The organism is Cupriavidus sp. FW305-F7, from assembly GCF_058782875.1.
In genome coordinates this window covers 56,334-82,814 of record NZ_JBYSYC010000036.1, presented here as the reverse complement: position 1 = coordinate 82,814, position 26,481 = coordinate 56,334, and the positions used below count along the sequence as shown (strand labels likewise).

General features: G+C 59.9%; 25 protein-coding genes and 1 pseudogene. 21 read left to right on the top strand and 5 right to left on the bottom strand.

Annotated elements, in window-relative coordinates; translation table 11 throughout:
- Window positions 1-3 precede the first annotated feature (3 nt).
- From AC3WL8_RS28255 to AC3WL8_RS28205, 11 genes are all read left to right on the top strand, one after another.
- Entirely contained in the window at window positions 4-1,203 is a 1,200-nt protein-coding gene (locus AC3WL8_RS28255; protein WP_492379306.1) for a serine hydrolase domain-containing protein, read from the top strand.
- 30 nt (window positions 1,204-1,233) lie between these two features.
- The gene (locus AC3WL8_RS28250) at window positions 1,234-1,695 is read left to right on the top strand and encodes a MaoC family dehydratase N-terminal domain-containing protein (protein ID WP_492379305.1); all 462 of its coding nucleotides are present in this window, start codon (window positions 1,234-1,236) and stop codon (window positions 1,693-1,695) included.
- Window positions 1,692-2,090: a MaoC/PaaZ C-terminal domain-containing protein gene (locus AC3WL8_RS28245; RefSeq protein WP_492379304.1), complete on the top strand. Its 399-nt coding sequence runs from the start codon at window positions 1,692-1,694 to the stop codon at window positions 2,088-2,090. Before AC3WL8_RS28250 ends, AC3WL8_RS28245 begins: the two co-directional genes overlap by 4 nt.
- Before the next feature lie 20 nt (window positions 2,091-2,110).
- On the top strand, window positions 2,111-2,863 hold the full coding sequence (locus tag AC3WL8_RS28240; protein ID WP_492379303.1) for an SDR family NAD(P)-dependent oxidoreductase: 753 nt from the start codon (window positions 2,111-2,113) through the stop codon (window positions 2,861-2,863).
- 42 nt (window positions 2,864-2,905) lie between these two features.
- Window positions 2,906-4,006 carry an alpha/beta hydrolase gene (locus tag AC3WL8_RS28235; protein WP_492379302.1) on the top strand — a complete coding sequence of 367 codons (1,101 nt, stop codon included), beginning with the start codon at window positions 2,906-2,908 and terminating at the stop codon, window positions 4,004-4,006.
- Window positions 4,007-4,343: 337 nt separating this feature from the next.
- Window positions 4,344-5,309, top strand: coding sequence for a Bug family tripartite tricarboxylate transporter substrate binding protein (locus AC3WL8_RS28230; RefSeq protein ID WP_492379301.1), 966 nt, complete (start codon window positions 4,344-4,346; stop codon window positions 5,307-5,309).
- Between the two features lie 66 nt (window positions 5,310-5,375).
- Window positions 5,376-5,720, top strand: a complete 345-nt coding sequence (locus tag AC3WL8_RS28225) for a carboxymuconolactone decarboxylase family protein (RefSeq protein WP_492379300.1) — start codon at window positions 5,376-5,378, stop codon at window positions 5,718-5,720.
- A complete protein-coding gene (locus AC3WL8_RS28220) occupies window positions 5,717-6,700 on the top strand; it encodes an NAD(P)-dependent oxidoreductase (RefSeq protein ID WP_492379299.1) in 984 nt (327 codons plus the stop codon). The genes AC3WL8_RS28225 and AC3WL8_RS28220 overlap by 4 nt, the downstream gene beginning before the upstream one ends.
- 19 nt (window positions 6,701-6,719) lie before the next feature.
- Window positions 6,720-7,736, top strand: a complete 1,017-nt coding sequence (locus tag AC3WL8_RS28215; protein WP_492379298.1) for an amidohydrolase family protein — start codon at window positions 6,720-6,722, stop codon at window positions 7,734-7,736.
- A 135-nt stretch (window positions 7,737-7,871) separates the two neighbouring features.
- On the top strand, window positions 7,872-8,777 hold the full coding sequence (locus tag AC3WL8_RS28210) for an SDR family NAD(P)-dependent oxidoreductase (RefSeq protein WP_492379297.1): 906 nt from the start codon (window positions 7,872-7,874) through the stop codon (window positions 8,775-8,777).
- 389 nt (window positions 8,778-9,166) lie between these two features.
- A complete protein-coding gene (locus AC3WL8_RS28205; RefSeq protein WP_492379296.1) occupies window positions 9,167-10,345 on the top strand; it encodes a porin in 1,179 nt (392 codons plus the stop codon).
- Window positions 10,346-10,455: 110 nt separating this feature from the next.
- Here the strand turns inward: AC3WL8_RS28205 and AC3WL8_RS28200 are convergent, their stop codons facing one another.
- Together AC3WL8_RS28200 and AC3WL8_RS28195 are read right to left on the bottom strand one after the other, a co-directional pair.
- A complete protein-coding gene (locus AC3WL8_RS28200; protein WP_492379295.1) occupies window positions 10,456-11,268 on the bottom strand; it encodes a FadR/GntR family transcriptional regulator in 813 nt (270 codons plus the stop codon).
- 130 nt (window positions 11,269-11,398) lie between these two features.
- Window positions 11,399-12,769 carry an MmgE/PrpD family protein gene (locus AC3WL8_RS28195; protein ID WP_492379294.1) on the bottom strand — a complete coding sequence of 457 codons (1,371 nt, stop codon included), beginning with the start codon at window positions 12,767-12,769 and terminating at the stop codon, window positions 11,399-11,401.
- Between the two features lie 386 nt (window positions 12,770-13,155).
- Between AC3WL8_RS28195 and AC3WL8_RS28190 the strand changes: the two genes are divergently transcribed.
- The 10 genes and pseudogenes from AC3WL8_RS28190 to AC3WL8_RS28145 all read left to right on the top strand — a co-directional run bounded on the left by AC3WL8_RS28190 (window position 13,156) and on the right by AC3WL8_RS28145 (window position 24,130).
- On the top strand, window positions 13,156-14,319 hold the full coding sequence (locus tag AC3WL8_RS28190; RefSeq protein WP_492379293.1) for an acyl-CoA dehydrogenase family protein: 1,164 nt from the start codon (window positions 13,156-13,158) through the stop codon (window positions 14,317-14,319).
- 98 nt (window positions 14,320-14,417) lie between these two features.
- The gene (locus AC3WL8_RS28185) at window positions 14,418-15,605 is read left to right on the top strand and encodes a CaiB/BaiF CoA transferase family protein (protein ID WP_492379292.1); all 1,188 of its coding nucleotides are present in this window, start codon (window positions 14,418-14,420) and stop codon (window positions 15,603-15,605) included.
- Between the two features lie 41 nt (window positions 15,606-15,646).
- Window positions 15,647-16,579: a 3,5-dioxohexanoate:acetyl-CoA acetone transferase gene (gene kce, locus AC3WL8_RS28180; protein ID WP_492379291.1), complete on the top strand. Its 933-nt coding sequence runs from the start codon at window positions 15,647-15,649 to the stop codon at window positions 16,577-16,579.
- A 14-nt stretch (window positions 16,580-16,593) separates the two neighbouring features.
- Window positions 16,594-17,058, top strand: a pseudogene (locus AC3WL8_RS28175) (MaoC family dehydratase); the annotation flags it as partial.
- A 26-nt stretch (window positions 17,059-17,084) separates the two neighbouring features.
- A complete protein-coding gene (locus AC3WL8_RS28170; RefSeq protein ID WP_492379290.1) occupies window positions 17,085-17,963 on the top strand; it encodes an HpcH/HpaI aldolase/citrate lyase family protein in 879 nt (292 codons plus the stop codon).
- Between the two features lie 42 nt (window positions 17,964-18,005).
- On the top strand, window positions 18,006-18,974 hold the full coding sequence (locus tag AC3WL8_RS28165; protein ID WP_492379289.1) for a Bug family tripartite tricarboxylate transporter substrate binding protein: 969 nt from the start codon (window positions 18,006-18,008) through the stop codon (window positions 18,972-18,974).
- A gap of 116 nt (window positions 18,975-19,090) precedes the next feature.
- Window positions 19,091-19,525, top strand: a complete 435-nt coding sequence (locus AC3WL8_RS28160) for a lipocalin-like domain-containing protein (protein WP_492379288.1) — start codon at window positions 19,091-19,093, stop codon at window positions 19,523-19,525.
- Between the two features lie 106 nt (window positions 19,526-19,631).
- Entirely contained in the window at window positions 19,632-20,525 is an 894-nt protein-coding gene (locus AC3WL8_RS28155; protein WP_492379287.1) for an HpcH/HpaI aldolase/citrate lyase family protein, read from the top strand.
- 1,263 nt (window positions 20,526-21,788) lie between these two features.
- Complete coding sequence (locus AC3WL8_RS28150) at window positions 21,789-22,772, top strand: Bug family tripartite tricarboxylate transporter substrate binding protein (RefSeq protein ID WP_492379286.1); 984 nt, start codon at window positions 21,789-21,791, stop codon at window positions 22,770-22,772.
- An 8-nt stretch (window positions 22,773-22,780) separates the two neighbouring features.
- Window positions 22,781-24,130: an MmgE/PrpD family protein gene (locus AC3WL8_RS28145; protein ID WP_492379285.1), complete on the top strand. Its 1,350-nt coding sequence runs from the start codon at window positions 22,781-22,783 to the stop codon at window positions 24,128-24,130.
- Window positions 24,131-24,192: 62 nt separating this feature from the next.
- Here the strand turns inward: AC3WL8_RS28145 and AC3WL8_RS28140 are convergent, their stop codons facing one another.
- The 3 genes from AC3WL8_RS28140 to AC3WL8_RS28130 are packed head-to-tail and all read right to left on the bottom strand — an operon-like array spanning window position 24,193 to window position 26,421.
- Window positions 24,193-24,906 (bottom strand): DUF4405 domain-containing protein, encoded by a 714-nt coding sequence (locus tag AC3WL8_RS28140; protein WP_492379284.1) that lies wholly within the window; start codon window positions 24,904-24,906, stop codon window positions 24,193-24,195.
- Window positions 24,907-24,928: 22 nt separating this feature from the next.
- The gene (locus AC3WL8_RS28135) at window positions 24,929-25,426 is read right to left on the bottom strand and encodes a cytochrome P460 family protein (RefSeq protein WP_492379283.1); all 498 of its coding nucleotides are present in this window, start codon (window positions 25,424-25,426) and stop codon (window positions 24,929-24,931) included.
- Window positions 25,423-26,421 (bottom strand): alpha/beta hydrolase, encoded by a 999-nt coding sequence (locus AC3WL8_RS28130; protein ID WP_492379282.1) that lies wholly within the window; start codon window positions 26,419-26,421, stop codon window positions 25,423-25,425. Before AC3WL8_RS28130 ends, AC3WL8_RS28135 begins: the two co-directional genes overlap by 4 nt.
- Window positions 26,422-26,481: the final 60 nt, after the last annotated feature.

Here is a 26,481-nt window from a genome sequence, read left to right as displayed (position 1 = left end):
CCAATGTCTGATGTGAACGGGCACTGCGACCCGCGCTTTGCGCGCGTCCACGATGCGCTTGCGGCGAGCATCGCCGCGGGTAAGGAAGTCGGAGCGAGTCTCTACGTCAATATCGACGGCGAGGATGTGATCGACCTCTGGGGCGGCTGGCGCGACAAGGAACACTCGGCTCCGTGGTCCGAGGAGACGGTTGTCAATGTGTTCTCCGCGACCAAGACGGTCACCAGCTTGGCCGTACTGATGCTTGCCGATCGCGGGCAGATCGATCTGTTTGCGCCGGTTTCCAGGTACTGGCCAGAGTTCGCGCAGAACGGGAAGGAGAAAGCCGAAGTCCGTCACCTGATCAGCCATACGGTGGGTCTGCCAGCGTGGGAGCCGCCGTTCAGCCTGGCCGCGGCAATGGATGTCGAGGCGGCTACGGGGCGGCTCGCGTCCCAGGCGCCCTGGTGGGAACCGGGGACGCGCGGTTCCTACCACGCCAGTTCGTTCGGACACCTCAATGGCGAACTGGTGCGCAGGGTGACAGGGATGTCGTTGAGCCAGTTCATTGCCGAGGAAATCGCCAAGCCGCTGGATGCGGACTTCTATCTGGGCTTGCCCGACGCCGACTTCGACAAGGTAGCCACTGTCTACCCAGCGGAGGAGGAAGGTCGTCCGGTCGCCGCAACAGCGCCGTCATCGGGCAGTTCGGGGGACGATCTGGCGGTCGAACGTGCCATTTCGGCGCGCACGCGCCTTGGCTCGTTCTCCGGTCAGAAGCGTGATCCGCTAGCGTTGTTCAATTCGCCTGAATGGCGGCGAGCGGAACTCGGCGGCAGCAGTGGACACGCCAATGCCCGCGGGCTCGGTCGCATCATGACGGCCTTGAGCCATGACGGCATGTCACGGGGAGTGAAGCTCCTCTCACCGGAGACGATCAGCCTGATCTTCCGTGAGCAGTTCAGGGGCGTCGACTCCTATTACATGAAGCCTGTTCGGTGGGGCATCGGCTATGCCCTGGCACCGCTGGAGAAGAAAGAGCGCGGGCCTCTTCCTTTCATGCGACCTGGCAAGCGAACCTGCTATTGGTATGGCACAGGCGGGTCACTGTCGATCGCCGACGTCGAGCGGCGCATCACCTTCACCTATGCCATGAACCAGTGCCAGTCGGGAAGGCACTCGCTCAACGGCCTGTATTACGACACCTTCTACGACTGCCTCTGAGCATCAGCCCTTCATAGGGGACTTCACCAGATGTACATCGATCGTGAAACTGCCTTGAAGCACCGCATCGCGCCGATCCGGTTCGAGGTCGAGCGCGGCAGGTTGCGCTTCTTTGCCCAGACCATCGGGCTGACCGACCCGATTTATTCGGATGTGGATGCCGCTCAGCGGGCCGGACACCGCGACTTGCCCGTTCCTCCGACTTTCCTCAGCAACTCCCTGGAGCTCGAGTTGCCCAATCCCCTTGGATGGCTTGCAGAGGTGGGTGGGGACTTGACCAAGACGACACATGCGGAACAGTCATTCATCTACCATGCCCTCGCCTACGCAGGGGACAGCCTGGTGCTGGAGCGCAAGATTGCAGATGTGTACACGAAGAAAAATGGCGCCCTGGAGTTCGTCGTGAAGCAGACGGACGTGAAGCGAGGCGACCAGATCCTGGCGGAGGTGCGGTGCGTGATCGCGCTGCGCCACCCGGAGGTGACTGCATGAAGACCATGCCTCTCGAAGTGGGCGCAGAACTGCCAGTGCTCCGGATCGAACCGATCTCGCGAACGACGCTCGCGTTGTTCGCCGGCGCGTCCGGTGACCACCAGCCGACCCATCTGGATATTGATGCTGCGCGGGCCAAGGGTCGCGACGATGTGATCGTGCACGGCATGTTGATGATGGCGTATCTGGGCCGGATGCTGACGCGCCTTGTGCCGCAGGACAAGATCCGCTCGTACAGTGCCCGGTTTATCGCTACCACGCCGGTGCGGGCAGCGCCGATCTGCACAGGCCGTGTCGTTGCGATTGAGAACGGACTGGCCACCCTGGAACTTGCCATGAGCCTCGACAACGGGACCACCGTGGTCCGCGGCGAGGCGGTCGTCGATATTCACTGATTCAACCAGAAGGGAATGCCATGAGACTCAAAGGAAAGGTCGCACTGATTACTGGTGCCGGCTCCGGTATCGGCCGAGCCTGTGCGCAGCTGTTTGCCCGGGAAGGCGCCTGTGTCGCGATTGCCGAGATCAATGCCGATACCGGCGAATCCGTCCGACAGCAGGTGGAAAGCGAGGGCGGCCAGGCCATCTTCATCCGCACCGATGTATCCAGCCCGGAAAGCGTTGAGAGCGCAGTCGCACGTACCGTTGAAGCTTTCGGCGGGCTGGACATCCTTTACAACAATGTGGGCGGTTCCACGCTCCAGGACGGGCCCGTTACCACCACGCCCTTCGAGGAGTTTCGCAGAAAGATTGACATCGACCTGTTCGGCACTTGGCTGGGGTGCCGCTATGCCGTGCCGGAAATGATCAAGCGTGGCGGGGGTTCCATTATTAACGCTTCCTCGATCACGGCGTTGAGAGGAACGAAGAACCGTGCGGCCTATACCAGTGCGAAGGGCGCGGTGACTGCCTTGACCCGTTCGATGGCGATGGATCTCGCGGAGCATCAGATCCGCGTCAATGCGGTAGCGCCTGGTTCCACGCTGACGGAGCGGATTGTGCAGCGTCGGCAAGGTGGTAATGCCCGCCCGGAGGTTGCGCAGCGGCACATCCTGGGGCTGCTTGATCCCATCGACGTCGCTTACGCGGTGCTCTATTTCGCATCAGACGAATCGCGTAAGACCACCGGCCAGATCCTGGCGGTCGACAGCGGCTTCACGATGACCTGACGGCATCCTTGCAAGACACAGAACCTACTACAGGGAGACAAAATGTTTTCAGCAACGACTAGACGCTGTCTGCTTGCAGCGACCGTTTCCATGGTCGCGGCAGTGGCCCATGCTCAGGTACGACCGTCCACCGCTGCCGCAACCGTCAAGCCCGGGCCGCTGATGATCCAGGAGCAAGGCAGCTTCGCGGTGGGCGGTACCGTTGTCACGACGCCTGGCAACTACGATCACACGAAGGCGAGCCCAGAAGGCCAAACGCTGCATGGGGACCACGCCTATGTCTTCTATCAGATTCCCGCAGGTTCCCGGAAATACCCGCTCGCATTGCTGCATGGCAACTCGCAGTTCGCCAAGACGTGGCAAACGACCCCGGATGGCCGGGAGGGGTTCCAGAACATCTTCCTGCGACGTGGCTTCAGCACGTATGTCATCGATCAGCCGCGTCGCGGCGGCGCCGGGCGCAGTACACAGGGTGCCACGCTGACGCCTGCGACGGATGAGCAGACCTGGTATGACACGTTCCGCGTCGGTGTCTGGCCGAACTACTTTCCGGGTGTCCAGTTTTCCCGGGATCCGAAGGCTTTGGATCAGTACTTCCGTCAGGTCACGCCTAACACCGGCCCGTTCGATCTTCAGGTGGTGTCCGACTCAATGAACGCATTGTTCAGCAAGATCGGGCCGGGCATTCTGGTGACCCATTCTCAGGGCGGTGGTGTTGGCTGGTATACCGCAATGAAGAATCCAAACGTCCGCGCAGTCGTGTCGTATGAGCCTGGAAGCAACTTTCCCTTCCCGGAGGGAGAGGTGCCGCCGCCCATGCCCAGTGCTGCTGGCGCATTCGGGGCGAATGGTGTTCCGCTGGCGGAGTTCATGAAACTCACACGTATCCCGATCGCAATTTACTACGGCGACTATATTCCCAAGGAGCCGACAACGGAGCGGGGCCGAGACCAATGGCGCGTTCGTCTCGCGATGGCCAGGCTGTGGGCGGAAGCCGTGAACCGTCGCGGCGGTGACGTGACTGTCGTGCATCTGCCGGACATCGGTATTCGTGGTAATACGCACTTTCCATTCTCTGACCTGAACAATATCGAGATCGCGGATCTGATGTCGAAGTTTCTTAGCGCGAAGGGGCTCGACTGAGCGTGCGAACTCCTTCTGCCTGACAGAAGCAGGTGATGCTTTCAGGGGCTGGCCGCGGCGGGCCACAGCGCAAAGTGACCGGCCCCCTTGCTTCCGTGTTAAATGGCTAACCAATAAGCTTCTGGACAGACGTTGAAGATAAAAAGTGGATGCTTAGGCGGGCGTCCGCGGCGTTACGGCACTGTTTTTCGGAATTTTTCCGTCATTCCCACGTGTTTGGAGCGATCTTTAGCCGACAGCCGGGTAAACCACGTGAATGGTTAACCTTGTGCGTTCAAAGCTTGTAAGCATACAATTGGTTAACCAATGACGGTCCTGTTCTCACACTTAGGCAAAGATGATGCGAAGAATCTCCTATGCGCTGTTTGCGGCGCTCGTCCTTTCAACACCTTCGGTGTTTGGGCAGCAGCCAGCAATGCCTCGCGTGGTACGCCTTGTGGTTCCGTTTGCGGCCGGTGGCAGCACGGACATCCTCGCGCGGGCGGTGGCTGCGCAACTGGGGAAGCGTCTCGGCACGACCGTCATTGTCGAGAACAGGCCAGGCGGCGGAGGGCTGATTGGTGCCGCTGCGGTGGCGAAAGGCCCGGCCGATGGGTCCATGCTGCTCCTGACGACGGCGAGCCTGGTGACCAGTGCGGCCACAGCGTCGATCAGGCCCCTGGACGTGCAGACGGATCTACTTCCCGTCGCGCTGTTGGGCGAGGGGCCGATGGTGGTGGCGACTTCTGCCAAGACAAACATCAAGACGCCAGCGGATCTGATTGCCGCCGCACGCGCGGATCCTGACGGCTTGCCCTACGGAAGCGCAGGGCAGGGAACCATCGGCCACCTGACCGCGGAGCTGATCAACGAAGCGGCGGGAGTCCAGATGCGGCACATCCCCTACAAGGGAACCTCGCTTGCCATGACGGATCTCGCATCCGGAACGATCGCAATGACTGTCGGCATTTACACGACGCTGGCGGGGCAAGTCAAGTCCGGCCGAGTGCGGCTTATCGGCGTTACCTCCCGCCAGCCGAACGCGGCGTTTCCAGGGGTTCTTCCCATGGCTTCCGCGGTGCCCGGGTTTGAGGCGAGCACGTGGACCGCCGTGTTTGCGCCTCGTGGAATGCATGCGCCTCTGGTCCAGTACCTGAATCGGGAAATCAATGAAGTCTCCAAAAGCAAGGAGGTGGCCGACCTGCAGATGGCCGATGGTGCCACGCCGAGGCCGCTTTCTCCGGAGGAGACTGGCCGACGCGTGCGCGAGAGTTTGTCCGTCTGGAAGAGTATCGCTGCCGCCAAGAAGATTGTTGTCCAGTGAGGGCACGAGCATAAGGGGTCAGAAAGCTCCTTGGCCTGACGCGCCTACCACATCGAGTAAACGACCATGGGAAATCCCTCTTCATCCAAGAACAAGATCAGGCCGGTCGTGCCAAAGCTTGTTGAACTGATCGAGACAACTGTCTACGGGGATATCTGGGATCGCCCGGAACTCTCCAGGCGAGACCGCAGCATGATCACCATCGCGGCACTGATCTCGATGCGGCAAACCGACCAGCTGCGCTCGCATATGGAAAAGGCGCTTGACAATGGTGTGACTGCTCAGGAGATCAGTGAGGTGATCACGCACCTCGCCTTCTATTCTGGATTCCCGGCCTCGTTGTCTGCGGCCCTCGTCGCAAGGCCGATGCTGCATGAACTCGGTCACATCCAACTGGATGACGAACTATGAACGATCAGTCAAAGCCGACCATTGGCTTTATCGGCCTCGGTATTATGGGTGCCGCAATGGCGACCAACCTGCAGAAGGCCGGCTATCGGCTTGTCGTCAATGACGTGAGGCGCGAGGCGACCGAGACTCACGTGCAGGCAGGCGCAATCTGGGCGGAGACACCGCGCGCATTAGCCGAGCAATGCGAAGTCATCTTTTCATGCCTGCCCGGCCTGTCCCAGATCGAGGCGGTTGCGCTCGGGCCCGATGGCGTGCTGGCGGGGATCCGGCCTGGTCACGCCTATTTCGAGATGTCGACTAACTCGCCGGATCTCGTCAGGCGCCTTGATAGTGCTTTCGCCGCGCGTGGGGCATACATGCTCGACGCGCCGATCAGCGGTGGGGCACGTGGCGCTCAACGGGCCCGCTTAGCCATCTGGGTGGGCGGTGACAAGGACATTTTCCAGCGCTATGAACCGGTGTTGAAGGCAATGGGTGACCACCCTGTTCATGTCGGGGGCGTCGGCGCAGGGCTTATCACTAAACTGGTCCATAACTGCACGAGCCAGACCACGCAGGCAGCCATTGCGGAAATATTCGTGCTTGGCGTCAAGGCCGGTGCTGAGCCGCTGGCGCTGTGGCAGGCCATCCGGCAAGGATCGATTGGTCGCCGCCGCACGTTCGACGGGCTGATCGACGAATTTCTGCCCGCAAGCTACGACTCGCCAAGTGCGGCGCTAAGGATCATCCATAAGGACATGCTGATTGCGACGGCCCTCGGTCGGGAAGTCGGCGTGCCAATGCGCTTCGCCAATCTGGCGCTCGCCGATATCCAGGAAGCGATGAGCCGGGGTTGGGAAGGTCGCGACTGCCGTTCGGTCATGCTGTTGCCGCAGGAGCGCGTCGGTGTGGAGATCCAGGTAGACCCAAAGGACATTTGCGAGGTATTGCGCCGCGACCCCCCTGCGCGAAGCGACAGCAAGCATGGAGAGGAAGGGTAGAGGACTCGGAATGGCTCATATGAAATCAACATCCGATGCGCTCGAGCCATCAGGAGCATCCACGGCACGAGAAGCGATGGATCCAGGCTTGCCGATCGTCGACAGCCATCACCACCTATGGCACCCGCATGCGGCTCGCTATCTGGTTGATGCATTCCACGCCGATATTGAGAAAAGCGGACATCGGGTCGTGGCATCCGTCTACGTTGAGGGCGGCGCCATGCATCGCCAGCATGGACCGGAGGCTATGCGGCCGGTAGGAGAAGCCGAGTTCGTGGCAGGTATGGCGGCGATGAGTGCGAGCGGCGCATTCGGCCCAACTCGCTGCTGCCAGGCCTTTGTCGGTGCTGCAGACCTTACGCTCGGAAACCGCGTCGACGAAGTCCTTGAGGCGCTGGATACAGCCAGTGGTGGCCGCTTGCGTGGGATCAGGGGAACAGCGATCTGGGATGCCGACGTGTCAGTGAACAGCGGCACACGTCCATTCGCTCCGCGCGGGCTTCTGCTGGACCCCGATTTTCGCGCTGGTGTCGCCCGGCTCGCCGAACGCAACCTGGTTTACGACGCCTGGCAGTACTATCCGCAGTTGCCGGAACTTTGCGCGCTCGCCGACGCGCTTCCGACGGCCACGCTGGTCGTGAACCATTGCGGTGGACTGCTTGGCGTTGGACCTTATGCGACCCGTGAAAACTTCGCCAACTGGAAGCGAATGGTGGCGGAAGCGGCCCGGCGACCGAACGTCCTGATGAAGCTGGGCGGCCTGGCTGGCAGGCGCACCGGGTTTGGCTATGAGGGGCGCCTCACGCGTCCGACCCTGGGCGATCTGGTGGCGGACTGGAAGCCATATGTAGAGACCTGCATAGAACTCTTCGGTGCGCATCGATGCATGTTCGAGACCAACTTCCCGGTGGACCAGATTGCCGGCGACTATCAAATGATCTGGAACGTGTTCAAGACGATCACGGCGAACTGCTCCCCTGAAGAGAAAGCAAAGCTGTTCAGCGAAACAGCAAAAAGAACTTACAGGATGTCGTGAGGGTGCCAGGCCGACTGGCCTTCCCACGCCGCGACGCCCGGATCGGCAAGGATTACGCCAATTGAGGAAGAACCACGGGGTCGCTTCCAGGGCGTGTAGTCTCATTCGAGGATGGTGAAAGAAATGGAGAGAAAGATGATTGAACAGAAAGGCGAGCGCGTAAGTGGCAAGGTTGCGATTGTGACAGGAGCCGGTTCGGTGGCAGAAGGCATGGGAAACGGTCGTGCCGCTGCGATCATGCTCGCCCGGCAAGGGGCCAAGGTCACGCTGCTCGACATCAATGAAGCTTCCGCCGCCGAAACGGGCCGCATGATCAAAGAGGAGGGCGGGGAGTGCCTGGTGATGAAGTGCGACGTCACGGACCCTGAATCATGTCGTGCCGCTGTGGAAGCGACAGTGCAACGCTGGGGCCGTCTCGACATTCTTGTCAACAATGTTGGTACCGCCCGCATTGCTGGCGACGCGACAACGGTTGATCTGGAAGCGTGGGATCGCGGCATGAGGATCAATGTGACCTCCATGGTCTTGATGGTGCGTTATGCCGTGCCCGAGATGAAGAAGAGTGGGGGAGGTTCAATCATCAACATCTCGTCGATCACTGGCTTGCAAGGTGGTCACACCAACCTCTTTTACCCGACTTCGAAGGGCGCACTGCTGAACATGACCCGTACCATGGCTGGAAATCATGGCCCCGATGGCATTCGTGTGAACTGCATCTGTCCAGGGTTCCTGTACACGCCGGTGGTCCAGGCGGCTGTCCAGGTTTCGGGTGGGGAGGTTCCGGACTCGGTACGCGAGATTCGCCGTAATGCGGGTGCCATCAAGACAGAGGGTACTGCCTGGGATGTCGCTTACGGCATTCTGTACCTTGCGAGCGATGAGGCGCGTTGGGTGACCGGAGTGATCTTGCCTATCGACGCCGGAGTGAGTGCAACCACACCCCACTTCGCAAAGAGCAGTCCGTCGGCCATGATGAGCAGGCATGAGAAGAACTGGGAGGCGGCTGCCGAAGGAAACTTTGGTAAGGATGATGCCGGCTGATCGCTAATTCCCAGCTGCGGTAGCGCCCCTTTCTGCCCAGGCCTCGGTCCCGGGAGATCTACCGCCGGGTATCTGCCGCTGGGTCCGCCACGCGATTTCCTACCTTCGCCGCAAAGCTTCGACGTGCGCTTAGTCGTGTAGGAACGGTGATCCATAGAAAAAAGCCATAGGAGAGAGCATTCCGCGTGCAGTCATTCTATCCAAATAAATGGTTAATAATTAACCATAATCGAAAGTCTGCTCGCTCAACTTGCTGATACCTGGAATCGGTGCCGTGTCGGTGTCGAACAGAGGTAAAGGGCAAGCAGGAGCGGAGGTTGGAAGTGTGGGCAGAGCGGTCGCTCTGGGCTGATTCCCGTCAGTCAGAAGAGTTTCAAGGAGGAGGACTTGTGAGCATACAAAAAATCAAGATTGGATTGGCAGCGCTGTGCACCGTTTCGGCAGCGGCGCATTCACAGTCAGGAGTGACTCTTTACGGTGTGGTGGATACGCCGATCGAGTACGTCAATCACTTGGCAGGCGGGCCGCCGACAATTGATCCCGTAAGCGGTGCTATTACCCAAAGGCCTGGCGGTGATCGATTCTCGCTGGTAAATAGCGGTGGCATGTCAGGATCGCGCTGGGGCCTGCGCGGGGTCGAGGAACTGGGTGGCGGCCTAAACGCAATGTTTGTACTCGAGAGTGGCTTTGGCGCTGACAATGGAAATATGTCCCAAGGTGGCCGCCTGTTTGGCCGTCAGGCATTCGTCGGCCTGGAAAGCAAAAGCCTTGGTCGACTTACCCTCGGTCGCCAATACACGTCAATCTTCGAAGCCTTCGCGAATTTCACGCCCCTTGCTTACGCTCCCTTGTATGAGCCCTCGGCGCTGTTGCTGGGCCCTAACTACCGGTCGGACAATACCGTCAAGTATCAGGGGGTTTTTGGTCCCGTGACTGCGGTGGCTCACTGGACATTCGGAGCTGGCACCGGTTCCGTCGGTTCTACGGCGCTCGTTGCCGGTGGGGCGGGGGAGAGTGCGGGTCATTTCCGTGATAACAGCGGCTACGGCGCATCCGTGACGTACGCTGGCGGTGCCTTTGGCGCCACCATTGCCTACGATCAGTGGAATCCGGCAGTCACTACGGGTAACGCAGGTAGCGCGAAGAAGGCGGGGGCGGCCGTCAGCTATAAGTATGGTCCGGCGAAATTTGTGGCTGGATACCGCTGGGGAGATACCAAGAACTCTGCGGGCGCAACGTTGTTCAGGGATGACTTCTATTTTGTGGGCGTCGGCTACAAAGCGACTTCCGCACTGAGCATGGACCTTGGCTACTACTACGATAATCCGAAAACGGTGCGGGTCAGCCCCACCGCTGCGGCGATGAGTCCGGCAAATCCATGGCAAGTCAGCTTCAGGGCGCTCTACAGTCTGTCTAAGCGTACCGACGTTTATATGACGACTGCATATGCCAAGCACTCAGGGTTGAACTTCGATACCTCCGCAAATGGCTTTGCCAGCGGTTACTTCCTCTCGCCAGGCAGCGACAATCAGTTCGGTGCAGCCGTCGGGGTCCGTCACAGATTCTGAGTGCGCGAAATCTCCAGCCTGGTTCCTGCTATCAGCGCGGCGCCAGGCCTTCACATCCCAGCGTGCGTTGGGATTTTTTTTGTCCGGATCTTCGTCAATTCGTGCGTGCGCTATTTTTTCCTGGTTTGCCGTGCGGTCGCCGATGCTTTCCCCTTTGCCGGAGGTTCCTCCTCAGACAAAAGGATGTCAGCTTGCGCAAGCGCCAGGGGGCGCCCATGGGTGGCGACCATATGTTCGCGCATACTACGTTCGGCCTGTTCAGCATTGCGCGCTTCAATCGCATCATTGACTCGGGAGTGAATGCGAATGACCTGCTTGCGGGTCTCCGGAGTATCGTATTCCTCGGCCGAGGTGGCGACGTGAACCCCGTGGGATATCGCGTAGAGCAGCGCCGCGAGGAGATCATTGCCGCTTGCGGCAGCGACAGCATTGTGCCATTTGATATTGATTACCGAAAAATCCTTGAAATTTTCTATCGACGCAATCAGCTCGCTATGTAACGACTTGAGGAGTTCGAGGTCCTTGTCGGTGCGTCGGAGGGCGGCTTGTCGGGCGAGGAACGGCTCCAGAACCTCACGCGTCTCCTGCAGTGTGCGCAGGGGCACCTTCCTCCCCTGCACGAATCGGCTGACCGCCGTTGCCATCGACTCCTGCCCGGGCAGCGTGACGACACTACCGCCGAAACGCCCATGACTGGTCTGAACCAGACCTTCGACCGATAAGGTGCGCAGCGCTTCCCGAACTGCGCCTCTGGTGAGTCCGGTCTGATCCACAAGCTCCCGTTCGGAGGGCAAAGCATCTCCCTCGGAAATATCCCCGCGGAGAATACTCTCGCGCAATGAGTTGGCAAGCACAACCTGCGGCTTTGGAACCGAAATGCGTGTAACGGTTACGCGCTGCTTGCGCGGTCTCGAGTCCTGCATTGTCAGCCTCTGCGTGTGGATGTCTGTGGTTGACCACATTATATCAGCGCGCTCCCGAGGCTCTTCACGTGCTCCAGATGGCTGGCTCGCCTCGATTTCCTCGGAACTCGCTTCTGGATGGATTGGCCGCTCAACCGTGCAATACAGCACCAATCGCCTTGCCAACGTCCGTCACCTTCCCCAAGTCGCGGCAAAGCTGGAGCAGCGCCTCCACCTTCTCGTCAGCAAGCACCATTCTGGCTTGCGCTCTGAATTTCGCGTCAAGTTCCTCGTCCGTCATTGGTCTTGCAACGCTGCCGCGCGCATCCCGGATATGCGACCGCATGGTCTGACCGTTTGTCAGCCTCACCTCCACGATGGCCTCGCCGCGGCCGATTGTCGCGTCGGGGATCGCCTCGATCTGTGCCCTGAGCGTCGCAATCTCCAGATCATCGATGCAGTCCTGCTGCATCTCGGCAAGTCCGGCGGCCCCGCGCACCAGCGCAGCGGCGGCCCAGTGATACAGACTGACATGCGATTCGAGCGGTGTGCCAGGAGTCCGGACGCCAGTCAGCGAGAGCGCTAACGGGTGCACCCTCAGCGTAGCCTGTGCCACCTTCGCGTCGGCGTTGCATGCCTGCCTGATTTCCAAACAGCCATCCAACGTCGGATGTATCACGATCCCGCAGGGATAGGGCTTATACGTATTTGACAGAAGCTCGAAGTGTTGGCCGAGGCCATCGACCGCTCGCTTGAGATCTGCGTGGGCAGAAAAGACGTCGAAAAAGCCCTTGTCTGCTTCCAGGGAATAGTCGTCACCGGTGAAACCCTTGGCAGCGAGCATGGCGCCCCAGACGCCGCAGCGTGCCGCATGACCGGGGCGGAAGTGCGCTGTCATCGTGCCGTGCGTCGCCCGAAACCCTGCCGACTGCGACGCAGCCAGGCCGATCGCCCAGTTCATCCTTTGACGGTCGAGCTTGAGCAGGTTGCCGAGACCGAGGGCAACGCCAATCGGTGCGGTGAGCCCGGTCACATAGAAGCCAACATTGAATTGCGACGGCGGCAATACCAGGACGTTGCTCAGACGGCATTCGATCTCGATCGCCAAAGCGAAGGCGTTGAGGAAGTCCTCGCCCGACACCTTGCACTTTTCGCTGAAGGCGAACAGCGCAGACCCTGCCGGCCCGCTCGGATGGGTCACGGTTGCGAGATGCGCGTCGTCGAAGGCCTGAACGCTCGAGCTGATGCAGTTCACGAAGGCCGCACTCGCGACATCCGTGCGCTGTTGCAACCCGATGATGGACGCGTGTGGGCTCCCGCCAAATTCGGCCACCGTGGCAGCCGCCAAGGCCACGGCTGGCTCACGGCAACCTCCCAGCGCGCAGCCGATCCAATTGAGGAACGCGCGTGCAGCTTCCCTTCTTACATTGTCCGGGAGTGCGGCGAACCGGGAATCTGCAGCATAGCTGGCAAGCTCGCGCGTGATGGCGCGGCGGCTGGGTACGGATAAGGAAACGTCCATGGGATTCCGGTGGGAGTTCATCCTGAGAGCTTGTCGATTTGTTGCGGTGGGCTCCTGGATGCACGAGCCAGTTGCGCTGCCTGTCAACACACTGTGACCTCGATCATGTCAAATGTCAACCTTTCGAATCTGTGCTTAAGGCACAAGATATTCCACCTGTAGCGACCGCAATGGGAAGCGCCGGTCAGAGACAGAAAATGTTATCCATTGTGCTGTTACCCGGCCCTAGATGCCCAGGATTACCCGAAGAATCCGGCCTTCGGCCTACCCTATGCCAACGTCAAGACTTGGGGTAAACGCGGGAATCCGTTATGCGCCAAAGAATGACATTGACTTCCATCTTCAAGCTGACGACAATTGGTTAACCAATAACCGATGAGGCGGCCATGTTTGAGTTGAGCGGGGAGCAGGTTGCGATTCGTGACGGCGTTGCGGCGGTGTGCAAGCGCTTCGGTGACGACTACTGGGCGACTTGCGACAAAGAGGAGCGATTCCCGAGGGAATTTCACCAGGCCATGGCTGCTGACGGGTGGCTGGGCGTCACGATGCCGGAGCAATATGGCGGAGCGGGGCTTGGGGTAACCGAAGCGGCAATCGTCATGCATACCGTGGCATCCCACGGTGGCGGCATGACCGCGGCATCGTCGATCCACATCAATATGTTCGGCCCGCACCCTGTCGTCGTGCACGGAACGCCGGAGCAGCAGGAGCGTTGGCTGCCGCGACTCGTCCGCGGCGAGGATCAGGTCTGTTTTGGCGTGACAGAGCCTGACGCCGGCCTCGACACGACCAGTATCAAAACCTTCGCACGCAAGGTGGAAGGCGGTTACCGGGTTAGCGGCCGCAAGATGTGGACGACAACCGCGCAGGTGGCCAACAAGATCCTCCTGCTTACCAGAACAACCCCGAAGTCGGAGTGTGCCAAGCCCACCGACGGCATCACGCTGTTCTACACAGACCTGGATCGCATCAAGGTCGAGGTGCGTCGCATTCCTAAGCATGGGCGTGCCGCGGTCGATTCGAATGCCGTGTTTATTGATGATCTGTTTGTGCCGGATGAGCATCGGATCGGGGACGAGGGCAAGGGGTTCCGTTACCTGCTTGATGGCCTGAACCCTGAGCGCATTCTGGTGGCTGTCGAGGCGATCGGCATTGGGGAAGACGCACTTCAGCGTGCCGCACAGTATGCCCGCGATCGCGTTGTGTTCAATCGTCCAATCGGACAGAACCAGGCCATCCAGCATCCGTTGGCGGAATGCTGGCTCAACCTGCGCTCGGCGCTGCTGATGGCTTCGAAAGCGGCGGAACTGTATGACCGAGGCGAGGCGTGTGCGGCGGAAGCGAATGGTGCCAAGTTCCTCGGCGCGCGGGCCGGCTATCAGGCTGCCTTGCAGGCAGTGATGACGCACGGCGGCATGGGCTATGCGAAGGAGTATCACGTAGAGCGATTGCTGCGCGAAGTGCTGCTGAACAGGCTGGCACCCGTGTCGGAGCAGATGATCCTGTGCTACATCGCTGAAAAAGTCCTTGATCTGCCCAAGTCGTATTGAAATCCGAACCTAGCGCCTGCCGCGCGTCGGCGTCCGGTATGCAAGGCAGCAAGTCGTTCTGCGAAATGCGCGAGCTGGACATGTAAGCTGGAGACAGTATGAAACCATTAACCGGGATCAAGGTCCTGGACCTATCTAGAGTCTTGGCCGGTCCACTGTGTGGACAGGCTCTGGGAGACCTGGGTGCCGACGTAATCAAGGTCGAGTCGCTTGGATTGGGGGATGAAACCCGTGGGTGGCCGCCGTTCCGGGGCGAAGGGCTTGGTGCGGTCTTCCTGAGCGTCAACCGGAACAAGCGAAGCATTGCGGTCGATCTGAAGACGGAGGAGGGGCGTGCGCTGGTGCACGAGTTGGCCAGGCAGGCCGACGTCGCCATCGAAAGCTTCGGCACCGGAGTCGCTGAGCGCCTTGGCATCGACGCTGCGACGCTGCAAGGCGTCAATGAGAAGCTGATTCACTGCAGCATCTCCGGCTTTGGTCGCGAAGGCCCGTTACGCAACGCCCCCGGTTATGACGTCATTCTGCAGGCCTTCGCCGGCGTCATGTCGATGACCGGCGATGAAGGCGGCGGATATATCCGCAGCCCCATCTCTCCCATCGACCAGATGACTGGCACCCACGCCATCATCGGCATCCTGGCGGCGATTCTCGAGAGGCAGGTCACCGGCAAGGGAGGCACGATCAAGGTCTCGCTGCTCGAAACCGCGCTGGCGCTGCAGCGCTATAACTTGCAGAGCTACTGGCAGTTAGGGGTTCAGCCTCCAAAATGTGGTTCCAGCCACGAGTCGCTTTGTCCTTACCAGGCGTTCGAGGCGGCTGACGGCCCAATCATGATTGGCGTCGCCAACGACAATCTCTGGAGGAAGTTCTGCAAGCTTGCGGGTTTGGAGGAGGTCGTCGACGATCCGAAGTTCCGGACCAACGCCGATCGGGTTACAAATCGAGCGCAGACCATCGCGATGGTGCAGGCCGTTATCGCGACCCAGTCCGTTGCCTACTGGAACGAGAAGCTTGGGATGGTGGGCGTGCCGTGTTCACCCATCAATACGCTCGGCCAATTGCTGGCGCATCCGCACACCGAAGCAACCGGCATGTTTGTGGACTACGTCCATCCCGACGTGGGTCCGGTCAGGTCGGTGGGGCAGCCTTTCAAGCTCAACGATGAAGCCAGAGAGGCCGGATCTCCGCCCCCCACGCACGGGCAGCACACGCAAGAGATCTTGCAGGAGCTCGGGCTGTCAGCAGACCGGATCGAACGACTCCGTACAACCAATGTGATTCGCTAAGGCGCAGCTGTACAGCGCTACGCCAACCGAGGATAAAGCAAATGGCCAAGCAGAGAAAAGTCATCATTACATGCGCGGTGACCGGCGCCATCCACACGCCAACCATGTCCCAATACCTTCCAATCACGGCCCGGGAGATCGAGGACGCTGCCGTCGGCGCGATTGAGGCCGGCTGTGCGATCGTTCACCTGCATGCGCGTGATCCGAAGGATGGTCGTCCGTCGCAGTCGGTGGAACTGTTCAAGGAGTTTGTGGGAAATATCAAGGCGAGATCGAACGGCATCATCAACCTGACAACCGGCGGTTCTCCGGCCATGACGGTGGAAGAACGCCTGCAGCCTGCACTGCAACTCAAGCCTGAAGTGGCATCACTCAACATGGGATCGATGAACTTCGCCCTCTACCCGCTGCTTGGCAAGTACCCGACGTTCAAGTACGACTGGGAGCCGAAGTATCTCGAGTCAACACGTGACATGGTGTTCAGGAACACGTTCAAAGACATCGAGTTCATTCTGTCTTCCTGCGCGGATAACGGTACTCGCTTCGAGTTCGAGTGCTACGACACCTCACATCTGTACAACCTTGCTCACTTTGCCGACCGTGGCATCGTTAAGCCGCCCTTCTTTGTGCAGACGGTCTTTGGCATTCTCGGCGGTATCGGTACCCATCCTGAAGACGTGGCGCATATGAAGCGGGCCGCCGACCGCCTGTTTGGTGACCAGTTCATCTGGTCGGTTCTCGGCGCCGGGCGATTCCAGATGCCAATTGCGGCGATGGCGGGCGCCATGGGCGGAAACGTACGCGTGGGTCTGGAAGATTCCTTGTGGGACGGTCCGGGGACTCTGGCCGAAAGCAACGCTGCCCAGGTCCGGCGGGTGCGCACGATTCTCGAGGGCTTGTCGCTAAGCATCGCTTCGCCAGACGAGGCACGCAGTATGCTTGCCCTTAAGGGTGCAGACAACGTGAACTTCTAAAGAAACGAGACGAGGCAATCATGGCAGGTCAATACTACGAGCAACTGGAAGTGGGGCGGATCTTCCAGCATGAGATCCGACGCACCGTCACCGAAATTGACAACGTTCTGTTCTCTGCGCTCACGCACAACCCGGCAGCGCTCCACATTGACGAGGAGTACTGCCGCAACAATACCGAGTTCGGACAGCGCATCGTAAACAGCGCATTCACGCTTGGTCTCGTCGTCGGCGTTTCGGTGGGCGACACGACCTTGGGGACCACCGTCGGCAATCTCGGTTTCGAGGAAATCAGGTTCCCTGCGCCACTGTTTCACGGCGACACGGTTCGCGTTGAGACGGAGGTCATGAGCCGGCGGGAAAGCTCGTCGCGCCCCAACGCGGGCATCGTCGTGTTTGAGCATCGAGGGTTCAACCAGAACGACGTCCTGGTCGCCAGGTGCCGCCGGACGGCACTGATGCTGAAGAAGTCGGCGACCTGACATAACCGCGTGCTGCAGAGGTAATCATGCTCAATCCAAAGTCTTTCCTTTTCGTACCCGGCGACAGTGAGCGCAAGATGGAGAAAGGGCGGGCCAGCAACGCACATGCGCTGGTACTCGACCTGGAGGACTCCGTTTCCGAGAAGCGCCTGGACGCAGCCAGGGCATTGGTGCGGGAGTTCCTGCAGGCCAACCCTGACCGTACACGCCAGCAGATCTGGGTGCGTATCAACCCGATTGACTCGGCAAAGATGCTGGACGATATCGCGCAGGTAGTAGGAGGTGCCCCGGACGGGGTACTGCTGCCAAAATGCAACGCCGGCGGCGATATCGTGCGTCTTGCGCATTACCTGACAGCGCTGGAGCGGCGGGAAGGCGTCGAAGGAGAATCCATCCGAATCATCTCCGTCGCAACGGAAACCCCCATGGCGATGTTTGAACTCGGTTCATATCGCAATGTCAGCGGCCGGCTGGCTGGGCTGACATGGGGGGCGGAAGACCTGTCAACGGCCGTTGGCGCCTCGACCAACAAAGGTGCCGATGCGGCGTACCAGTTCACATATCAACTTGCCAGAAGCCTGTGTCTGTTGGGCGCAAAGGTCGCGAGCACGCCGGCGATCGATACCATTTTCGCGAACTTCCGCGACCCCGACGGGCTGCAGCAGGAAGTGCGGCGTGCGCGCCAGGATGGCTTCACTGCCAAGTTTGCCATTCATCCGGACCAGATTGACATCATCAATGCGAGTTTCAAGCCGGATCAGCGGGAGGTTGAGCATGCCCGTGAAATTGTGGCTGCCTTTGCCGCAGCCGGAGGTCAAGGCACTGTGCAGGTAAAGGGCATGATGGTTGACAAGCCACACTTGACTCAGGCGCTTCAGATTATCGAAGCGGCGGAAGGTAACTAAAACAGCGATAGCTGAATCTATCGCAATTCAGGAGACATAAGGATGGGACCCCGAACTGCCCTTGTTCTGGTGGCGCTGCTATCCGCCGTTGCTGTGGCAAAAGCACAGGACCCATACCCGTCCAAGCCGATCACAATCGTGGTGCCGTTCGCAGCCGGGGCGGGCACTGACGTTATCACGAGGATAGTCGCGGATCAGATGGCAAAGGGCATGAACGCCAAGATTGTCATTGACAACAAGCCGGGCGCGAGCGGGCAGATTGGTACAGAGATCGTCGCGAACGCGAGGCCGGATGGATACACGCTGCTGGTTGCCACCAACTCCACCCACTCAGCCAATCCGTATCTTTATAAGACGCTCCGCTATGAGCCGGTCAAGAGCTTTGCGCCGATCGGGCGCATGACCATCAATCCGCTGGCGCTCCTTGTCAGGCAAGATTCGCCGTTCAAATCCAGCCAGGATCTCGTTCGGTTCGCGCGCGACAACCCCGGAAAGCTGAGCTACGGTTACGGCAATACGGGAGGTCAGGTATCGGCAGCGATGCTGCTGAACATGGCCCGGATCAAGGCTCTGCCGGTGCCCTACAAGACCGCACCACAAGTATTCACAGATCTGATGGCGGGGCAAATCGACTTTACCTTTGTCGATGTCGCGGCTTCCAAGCCCCTCATTGATTCCGGCAAGATCCGTGCTCTTGGCGTGACCAGCCCAAAGCGTGTCGACGCTGTTTCTTTGGTGCCGGCGCTGCGGGAAGTTTCCGGGCTAGAAGAGTACGTACTGTTCGCCTGGCTGGGGCTAGTGGCGCCGGCAGGAACGCCGACACCCATCATCGACAGGCTGAACCGGGAATTGCGTGCCGCCCTCGAGCAGCCAGCCGTCAAGGCGCGCCTGGAGCAGACCACAGGTTCGATCGTCGAACCTACGTCTGTCGACGAGTTTTCGACTTTTATGCGCCTGCAGAGTGCCCTGTGGAAGCGAAGAATCTCAGAGGCTGGCATCCAACCGGAATAAGCCTAAAGTCGGGTGGGGTGCGCCGTAACGGCTTCGAGCTGGCTGGGACACGTCAGCACAAGATGTTCTGACGCCGCTGCTTCGGTAGTGTGCTTGTGGTCTCTAGGAGCTTCAGAATGATTAAACTGGAAGGTGTCTGGCGACTTGTTGATAGTCGCGCCTGGGATGAGCATGGCGCCGTCCTCGCACCACCCTATGGGGCGAACCCAATAGGACACATTGCTTTCGTGAGCGGACGCATGCTCGCGGCACTGTGCAATGGAGACCCTTCAGAGGGAGTCAATGGAACACGTGGGTATAGCTCATATGGTGGCCCGTACTCATTTGATGGCGATACCTTGGTTGTTGAAGTTGACATGGCATCTGACCCCAGCCGGATCGGCGGGCGACAGATCCGAGGTGTTCGCATTATCGCGGACGACCGTATTGTCTTGTTGCCTCCCGCACGGAACTATGACAACCGCCCCCAGCGACGCGAACTTCTGTGGGAGAGAGTATGGCAGCCCGACAGCGATGTTGCCGGACCATTGTCTGAATCGGCCGACTGGTGACTTCGCCAAGACCTTGCCACAACTTGGCGGATCGGCCGCTTGTGCATCTGATTGAGGGGGGATGGCGAAGAAAATGAAGCGTTGAAGAACCTAAGGGATATCACACATGTTCTCTGGACGAACCGGATCACTCAAATCGTTGTTGTTTGTGCCTGCCGATAGCGATCGCAAGCTTAATGCCGCTTTGCGTTCCGGCGCAGATGCGCTTGTGTTCGATCTGGAGGATCCCGTCGCCGAAGGGGAAAAAGCTTCAGCTCGAGAACAACTGGGAAGCTTCCTGCGGGCAAGGCGGGATGAGATAGGTGCCGCCGTTTGTGTTCGTATCAATGCCCTGAATACAGAGCATATTCTGCGGGACTTGCAGGCGGTAATTCCACATGCTCCGGACGCTGTCGTGCTGCCGAAGTGTAGGGGAATCAGCGATGTTTATCGGCTTTGCGACTACCTTGAAGCGTTGGAGCAGGTGTACTTCGAAGGTCGCCACAAGACTGAAGTGATTGCTATGGCGACCGAGTCGGCAGCGGGAGTGCTTGGATTATCGTCCTATGAAAATCCTCCCCTGCGGTTGTCGGCGTTGATGTGGGGTGTAGCGGATTTGGCGGCGGATATCGGAGCCTTGCAAGCTGTCAGTGATGGAACATTTACGCCACCATTCTCGGTAGCGCGAACGCTTTGCTTGTTGGCAGCCGCGCAGGCAGGAGTTCAGGCCATTGATGCGGTGAGCACAGACCTGTCCAGCGAAGTTCAAATTGAAGCGGAGGCGCTGCTCGCGAAACGAGACGGCTTCTCGGCGAAAGCCGCTGCGCATCCATCGCATATCGCCAGCATTAACAAGGTGTTCGAGCCGCAGCCAGAAGAAGTCGCCTGGGCCCGGGGCGTTGTCGATGCGTTCGACAGAGCACGACATGTGGGTGTTGTCCGCTTTGGAGGTGCGATGCTTGACCGTCCGCATCTGCGATTGGCGCATCGGATCCTCTGCCGCATCGACGGTAACGACTGAGCAAAGTGAGTGATTGCCGCCGGCGAGGGGAAGGATAGTGAGGTCTGCTGCTTCCATCGGTTTGCGCCAGAGGAATGGCGAACCATGTCTCCATCCTGGCGGGAGCAAACGCTTCGCCAGGGTCTCGGGGCCCAACCGGAACGGTTGGGCTTTTTTAAGATACAACAAGTGAGGAAGTGCACCCTTATGAAGCATGCACGAGGCGATCTATGACGAAGAGCCAGCCATTAAAGTGCATATCGGCGTTGCTAGCGGAAGTAAGAGTCGCGCGTCGGCAGGCCGAGAGGGAGGCCTGTAAAGCGAGCGGCGGGAACTACAGGATACGTCTGGCTTCTGTTTTGGAGAAGCATATTAGAGCGGCAGAAGGCCGACGTCACCTGATATGGCTGGCATGCGCCGCAGAATTAGGTGTGCTTAGGCTGGCTCATCTGCAATTGAATAGACATGCCATCGAGGCGCTCGATGAGCGGGCCCTGAATGCGTTGTTCTGGGCGGTGGTCCGTCGCTGGAATAGAACTCAGACAGAGGGACCTGGCTTGATGGAGCAAACAATGCCACGGAGGAAATGGGACGGAGAACCTTGCCTGGATTGTAGTGACCTCAACCTCGATAGACGTCGATATACCCCCCATCGCTGGCTGGAGCGGGATGGTTTGGACGGGAGTCTTCAGGCTGATTCTGACTTGGCGATTCGATATCGTTGTGTTCGGTGCGAAACGCATTGGGTGCGGCGGCTAATCGCCTCTGAGTACTTTGCATGGTGGTCCATTACGAGGTTTGGCGATGGGCTTGCAAAGGATGCAAGCGAGCGCTCCGGCCACGATGGGAAAGCTCAAGCGTGACCGCTTGGTGCGTACTCGAAAGCAGTGGCTTCGCTCTGGTGGTGTGGGTGGGGGCGGCGTCCCGATCAAGAAATCTTCTGCTGAGGGTCGTTAGGGTCCTTGTATGCCATGCAAGGCGAAGGCCAAGCCGCAGACTATGGGCTTGCAGCCGCTCCCAAAGTCAGTTATCGCGCATGTGTGAGGGCGTTCCGCGGGCTGTGCGGCCGCGACGGTGGCACGATCTGATATTGGTCTCCAAGCACGTGCGGTACCTCTCACGCACGTCGCTTCCATGTACGAATTCGTAACACTGGGGTGCGCATTGGTCGACACGGCAGCTCCGGGAAAAACAACATTGACACTGTGACTCCCGCCCCTTAGAGTGGCAACGAATACGTATATACGATATATCGATCGTAAATACGAACAAAAAGGGGCAGGCATGTTTCGATTCACCACCGTTCTGAAAGTCCTTGTCGCCGGCCTGACTGCCACCCAGACCATGCTGGCCGGCGCACAGAACGGGCAGCCGGCCTATCCCAGCAAGCCCATCAAGGTGCTGGTTGGCGTTCCGCCCGGCGGCAGCACCGATGCCATCGCCCGACTTTTTGCGGACTGGTTACAAGGAAGCATGGGACAGCCGGGCGTGGTGGAAAACCGTCCAGGTGCGAATACCGCTATGGCGGCGGACGCAGTATCCCGTTCCGCTCCGGACGGCTACAGCTTGCTGGTGGCAACGGACGCCTTCCTCACCATGCCGCTGTTGGCCAAGCAGAGCTATGACCCCGTCAAGAACTTCGTACCGGTCGGAGCGGTGGGGCTCACCCACTTCGTGCTGGCGGTTCATCCGACCATGCCCGTCAACTCGGTGCGCGAACTCATCACCTATGCCAGGGCCCATCCGGGCCAAATCAGTTACGGGTCTTCAGGTAATGCCGGTACATCGCACTTGGGACTCGAGAAGTTCAAACTGCTGACGGGAATGCAGATGTTGCATATCCCTTACCGTGGCGCTGGCCCGGCGCTGACTGACGCCATTTCGGGTCAGTATCAGGTCTCTTTGTGGACGCCCTTGGCAATCGCTCAGCAAGTGAAGACGGGTAAGCTCAAGGCGTTGGCCGTGACGGGTTCGAGAAGAATCCCGATTCTTCAGCAGGTTCCAACTTTCGCCGAGGCCGGATTGCCCGCCTATGACCACAAGTCGTGGTACGCGGTGTTCGCCCCGGCCGGCACGCCAAAGCCGATCGTGGACCGGCTCAACGCCGAGATCTCGAAGATGCTAGCTTCGCCGAAGATCCGGCAGAAGTTCGAGGACGCTGGCGTGGAGCCATTGGTGTCTACCCCCGAACAACTGGCTTCCATGATGCGCTCCGACGCGAACGAACTGGGCAAGCTGATCAAGGGTGCCAACATCAAGATTGACTGAGGCGAATCATGACTGAAACTCTAACTACGACGCTTACTCGCTACGCAGCATCCACCACACCCGATGCGCTCCCCGCGAATGTGCGGGAGCGTGCCAAGCTGGTGATCGTCGATGAGATTGCATGTTCCTACTTCGGTCGGCGCAGCCTCGCCGGCGACCTCAGTGCGCGCTACGCCTGCGAGGCCGGGGGCCCACCGGAAGCGCGCATCTACGCGACGGGCCAACGCGTGTCCGCGCCCAACGCGGCGCTGGCCAACGGCGCTGCGGGCCACGGCGAGGAGGTCGATGGCGCGCATGTGGTGGGGGGGCATCCCGGTGCCAGCATCGTCCACGCTGCTGTGGCCATGGCCGAGAAGCAGCGGGCGACTGGTGCGGAACTAGTGAATGCTGTCGTGCTCGGGTATGACGTTGGTGTGCGCATAGTGGAAGCCTGTGGCAAGCTCTACGGAGTCAAAGACCGCTTCGGCCTCAATTCCGATTTCCTTTATGCGTTCGGCTGTGCCGCTGCGGCCAGCCGACTGCTCGGGCTTGACGCCACCCGTCATGCCCACGCGCTGGCGCTTACAAGTTTCAGTACCAACGCGCTGGCCTCGTTCTATGCAGAGAAGCGGCACATCAGCAAGTCCCTGTGCAACGGCCAGTTTGCCTCGGCAGGTGTGAGCGGGGCATTAATGGCGCGCGCAGGACTGGAAGGCCATGAGGACATCGTCGGCGCGCCGTATGGCGTGCTGCATGCATGGGGCGCTGAGGGGCAGCAGGAAGCAGTGACCCGTGGGCTCGGGGACCAGTTCGCCATCATGGGTGCCAATTTCAAGTTCCTGAACGCCGGCTATCCGATCCATGCTCCCGTGGAGGCTGCCCTCGAGTTGGTGGCTACGCACAGTATTCTTGTCGAGCAGATCGCGGCCGTCGACGTCGGTATGCCAACCAACACGATGAAGGTCGTAGACAACCGGGACATGCACAATATCTGCCTGCAAGACATGTTGAGCGCGGCACTGGTGCGCGGAGGACTGAAGCTACGGGAATCGCCGTTTCCCGAGGTGCTGGCGGATGCAGCGTTTGCGCGGCTGCGCCAGCGCATCACATTGCGTGGCCATCCGGATCTCGACCGCGACCAGCCTGATGGGCGCGGCTCCATCGTAACCATCACCACGGTGGACGGCGCCTCGCTGTCCGCGCGTGTCGATTACCCACGCGGTCACAGCAAACGCGGGGGGACCACGTGGCCTGAACTCGCGGACAAGTGGCACGAAGGTTTACCCGAATGCAACGTGGATCGAATGCTGGCCTTGGCGCAGCGGTTGGATGAGGTGGAGGACGTCAACGAATTTCTGGACGCGTTTCGGGCGCGTTGAGAAGCAATTGGTGCGGAGGGGGCGCCGCTGGTGCGCTCCGGCCCGGGGGCTCGAGCCGCTCATCATCTTTCCAGTCCTCCTGGTACAAGCCCTCCTGCCGACGCCGTGCGCTTGCGGCGCTGCACCCAATGCATCGTGTAGTAGGTGAGGAACATCCACAGGCCGGCGATGGCGATGCAGTGACCAAAGAAACCCGAGACCGACTCCTCGAAATTCCACCAGTCCAGCGACATCTGGAACAAGAGCCTGGAGCGCAAGTTCAAGGCGAGCACACTCCATACACCCTGGGCCGCGATGCCGATGGCGATCAAGCGTAGCACGGCCGTCCGGGTCGCGTTCGGCTGCGCGATGCCGAACAGCTTGCGGGCGACCGCCATGAGCAGCGGCCAGCGCAAGCCGAGGTGGATAGCTACGATGATCAGCAGCCAGTAGGCGATACCGGCATGAATTTGTCGCGCCGTGAAATCGTCGTCCAGGCGCAGACCGGCAAACATCGTCTCGGATATCACCATGCTGGTGCCTAGCAGCGCCAGCATCCCGGCCAGGAGCATAAATGTCGCAGCGATGTTGAGCTTTCCGCGCCGCTGTCGTGGCGCCGCCGAGAGTGCGGCGAACCACCGGCGATGGAATACGTTGTGAACGACGAGCAGCACGAACATGCCGATGCCGGCCCATTCATGCGACGCGTTGCCTTGCCAGAAGTAGGCGAGGGCAAATAGCAGCAGCGCGGCAGCGATACAGTCAAGGACCAGTCTCAGTAGGAAAACGGGATTCAACTTAGGCTCCTGTGCGTCGTGGCTACTCTACGGGCTTGCCGCGAAACTCCGACAGGCGCCTTGCAGTGAACAGATAGTCCCGGTCCTTCTGCGATGAGTGGCAGGATATGCAACGTGCGGTGTTTTCCTTCAAGTTTATTTGCTGATTGGGCCAGTACCACTGGAACTGCCAATCGCCGGTGCGGCGGCGCTCCTCAAAATCCGCCCCCCAGCCTTGGCCTTTCTCCATGACGAAGTAGCGGTAGAGCTTCTCGTCTCGATAGTCCGCGAGCACGAAATACGTGCCGTTCGGCACAGGCTGCCCCTTCTGGATGGCCTCGATCGCCGCACGCGTGGTTGAAATGTGCTCGGTCACGTTGCCACGCCTGACCGTCGTGTAGTGCACCAGATCGTCGAGCTTGGGAAACGTGACGCGCGTGGCTTCCGCATGCGCCGCCTGCCAGGCCACCACGAGAATGGCACTGGCGGCCAACGTGGCCAGTGCGCTGAAGCTTGCGATTTTTTTCCTGGGTTGAATCATGGCGGGTACTTGATTTCCTTGGTCCAGAATTGAATGGCCTGGCCGATCCAGCCTTGTGCAGTAGTGCCTTGGCCCGTGCCGAATCCGTGGCCAACACTGGGATACTTGTGGTACTCGACCGATGTTCCGATACGCCGGAGCGCAGCAACCCGCGTTTCCATCAGGGCGGGAGGTGCAATGCCATCGCGATCGCCCACGACGACAAAGGTCGGCGGTTCCGATGCGGTGATCTCCGAATGGCCGGTGTAGGCCATGACGACCACGGAAGGCTTGGGGTATGGCGGGCTGCCAAATCGTGCGGTGCCGTGCGATCCGATCTGGGCAGCCATCCGTGCCCCAGCGGAACTGCCCCACAGCGAATAGCCATCGATGCTCACCTGCAGCATGCGCGCGTTCTGGAGGATGTACGCAACCGCCGCTGCCAGATCCTCGGTGGCCACCCCGCCGCCATGACCTGCTCGATACTTCAGGACAAAGGCATTGAACCCTCGCTTGCTGATCTCATCCGCGTATGGGAAACCTTCATGCACGGAGCCTACGTAGGCAAATCCCCCGCCAGGGGCGATGACGGCGAAGGGCGCGCCGGGCTTGCCGCGAAAGAAGAACAGGCCGGTATGCTGCAACGCTGGGTTCGCTTGTTTCTCTTCCTCGGTATGGAAGTCGTAAAAAACGGTTCGTCCGACATTCGCGTCGTCGACCATGCGGTTAAGCGAGCCGACGACGACAGCGGGCTCTACATGCGTGTGATATGGCAGGAGCTGGTGGATGTCCTTCAGCCGCATTGCCTCGTCATAAGCATGGCCATCCCAAGGCAACATGCGATGGCTGAAGCCCTGAAAAGCGGGATGGTTCAGCAGGTCGCCGAGGCGATCTTCCGTGCGCAGATGAGGGAGTTGGTGCTGAGTACTGCCTCCCTGGGAGGCATGATCCGCTGTCGCTTCGACTGCCGCGGAATTCACTTCACTGGCGTCGCCGCATGACGATGCGAGGAGCACGGGAAAAACTCCTCCGGCCAGTTTCCGTGCATGAGAAAGCCAATGTACTGTATTCATGGA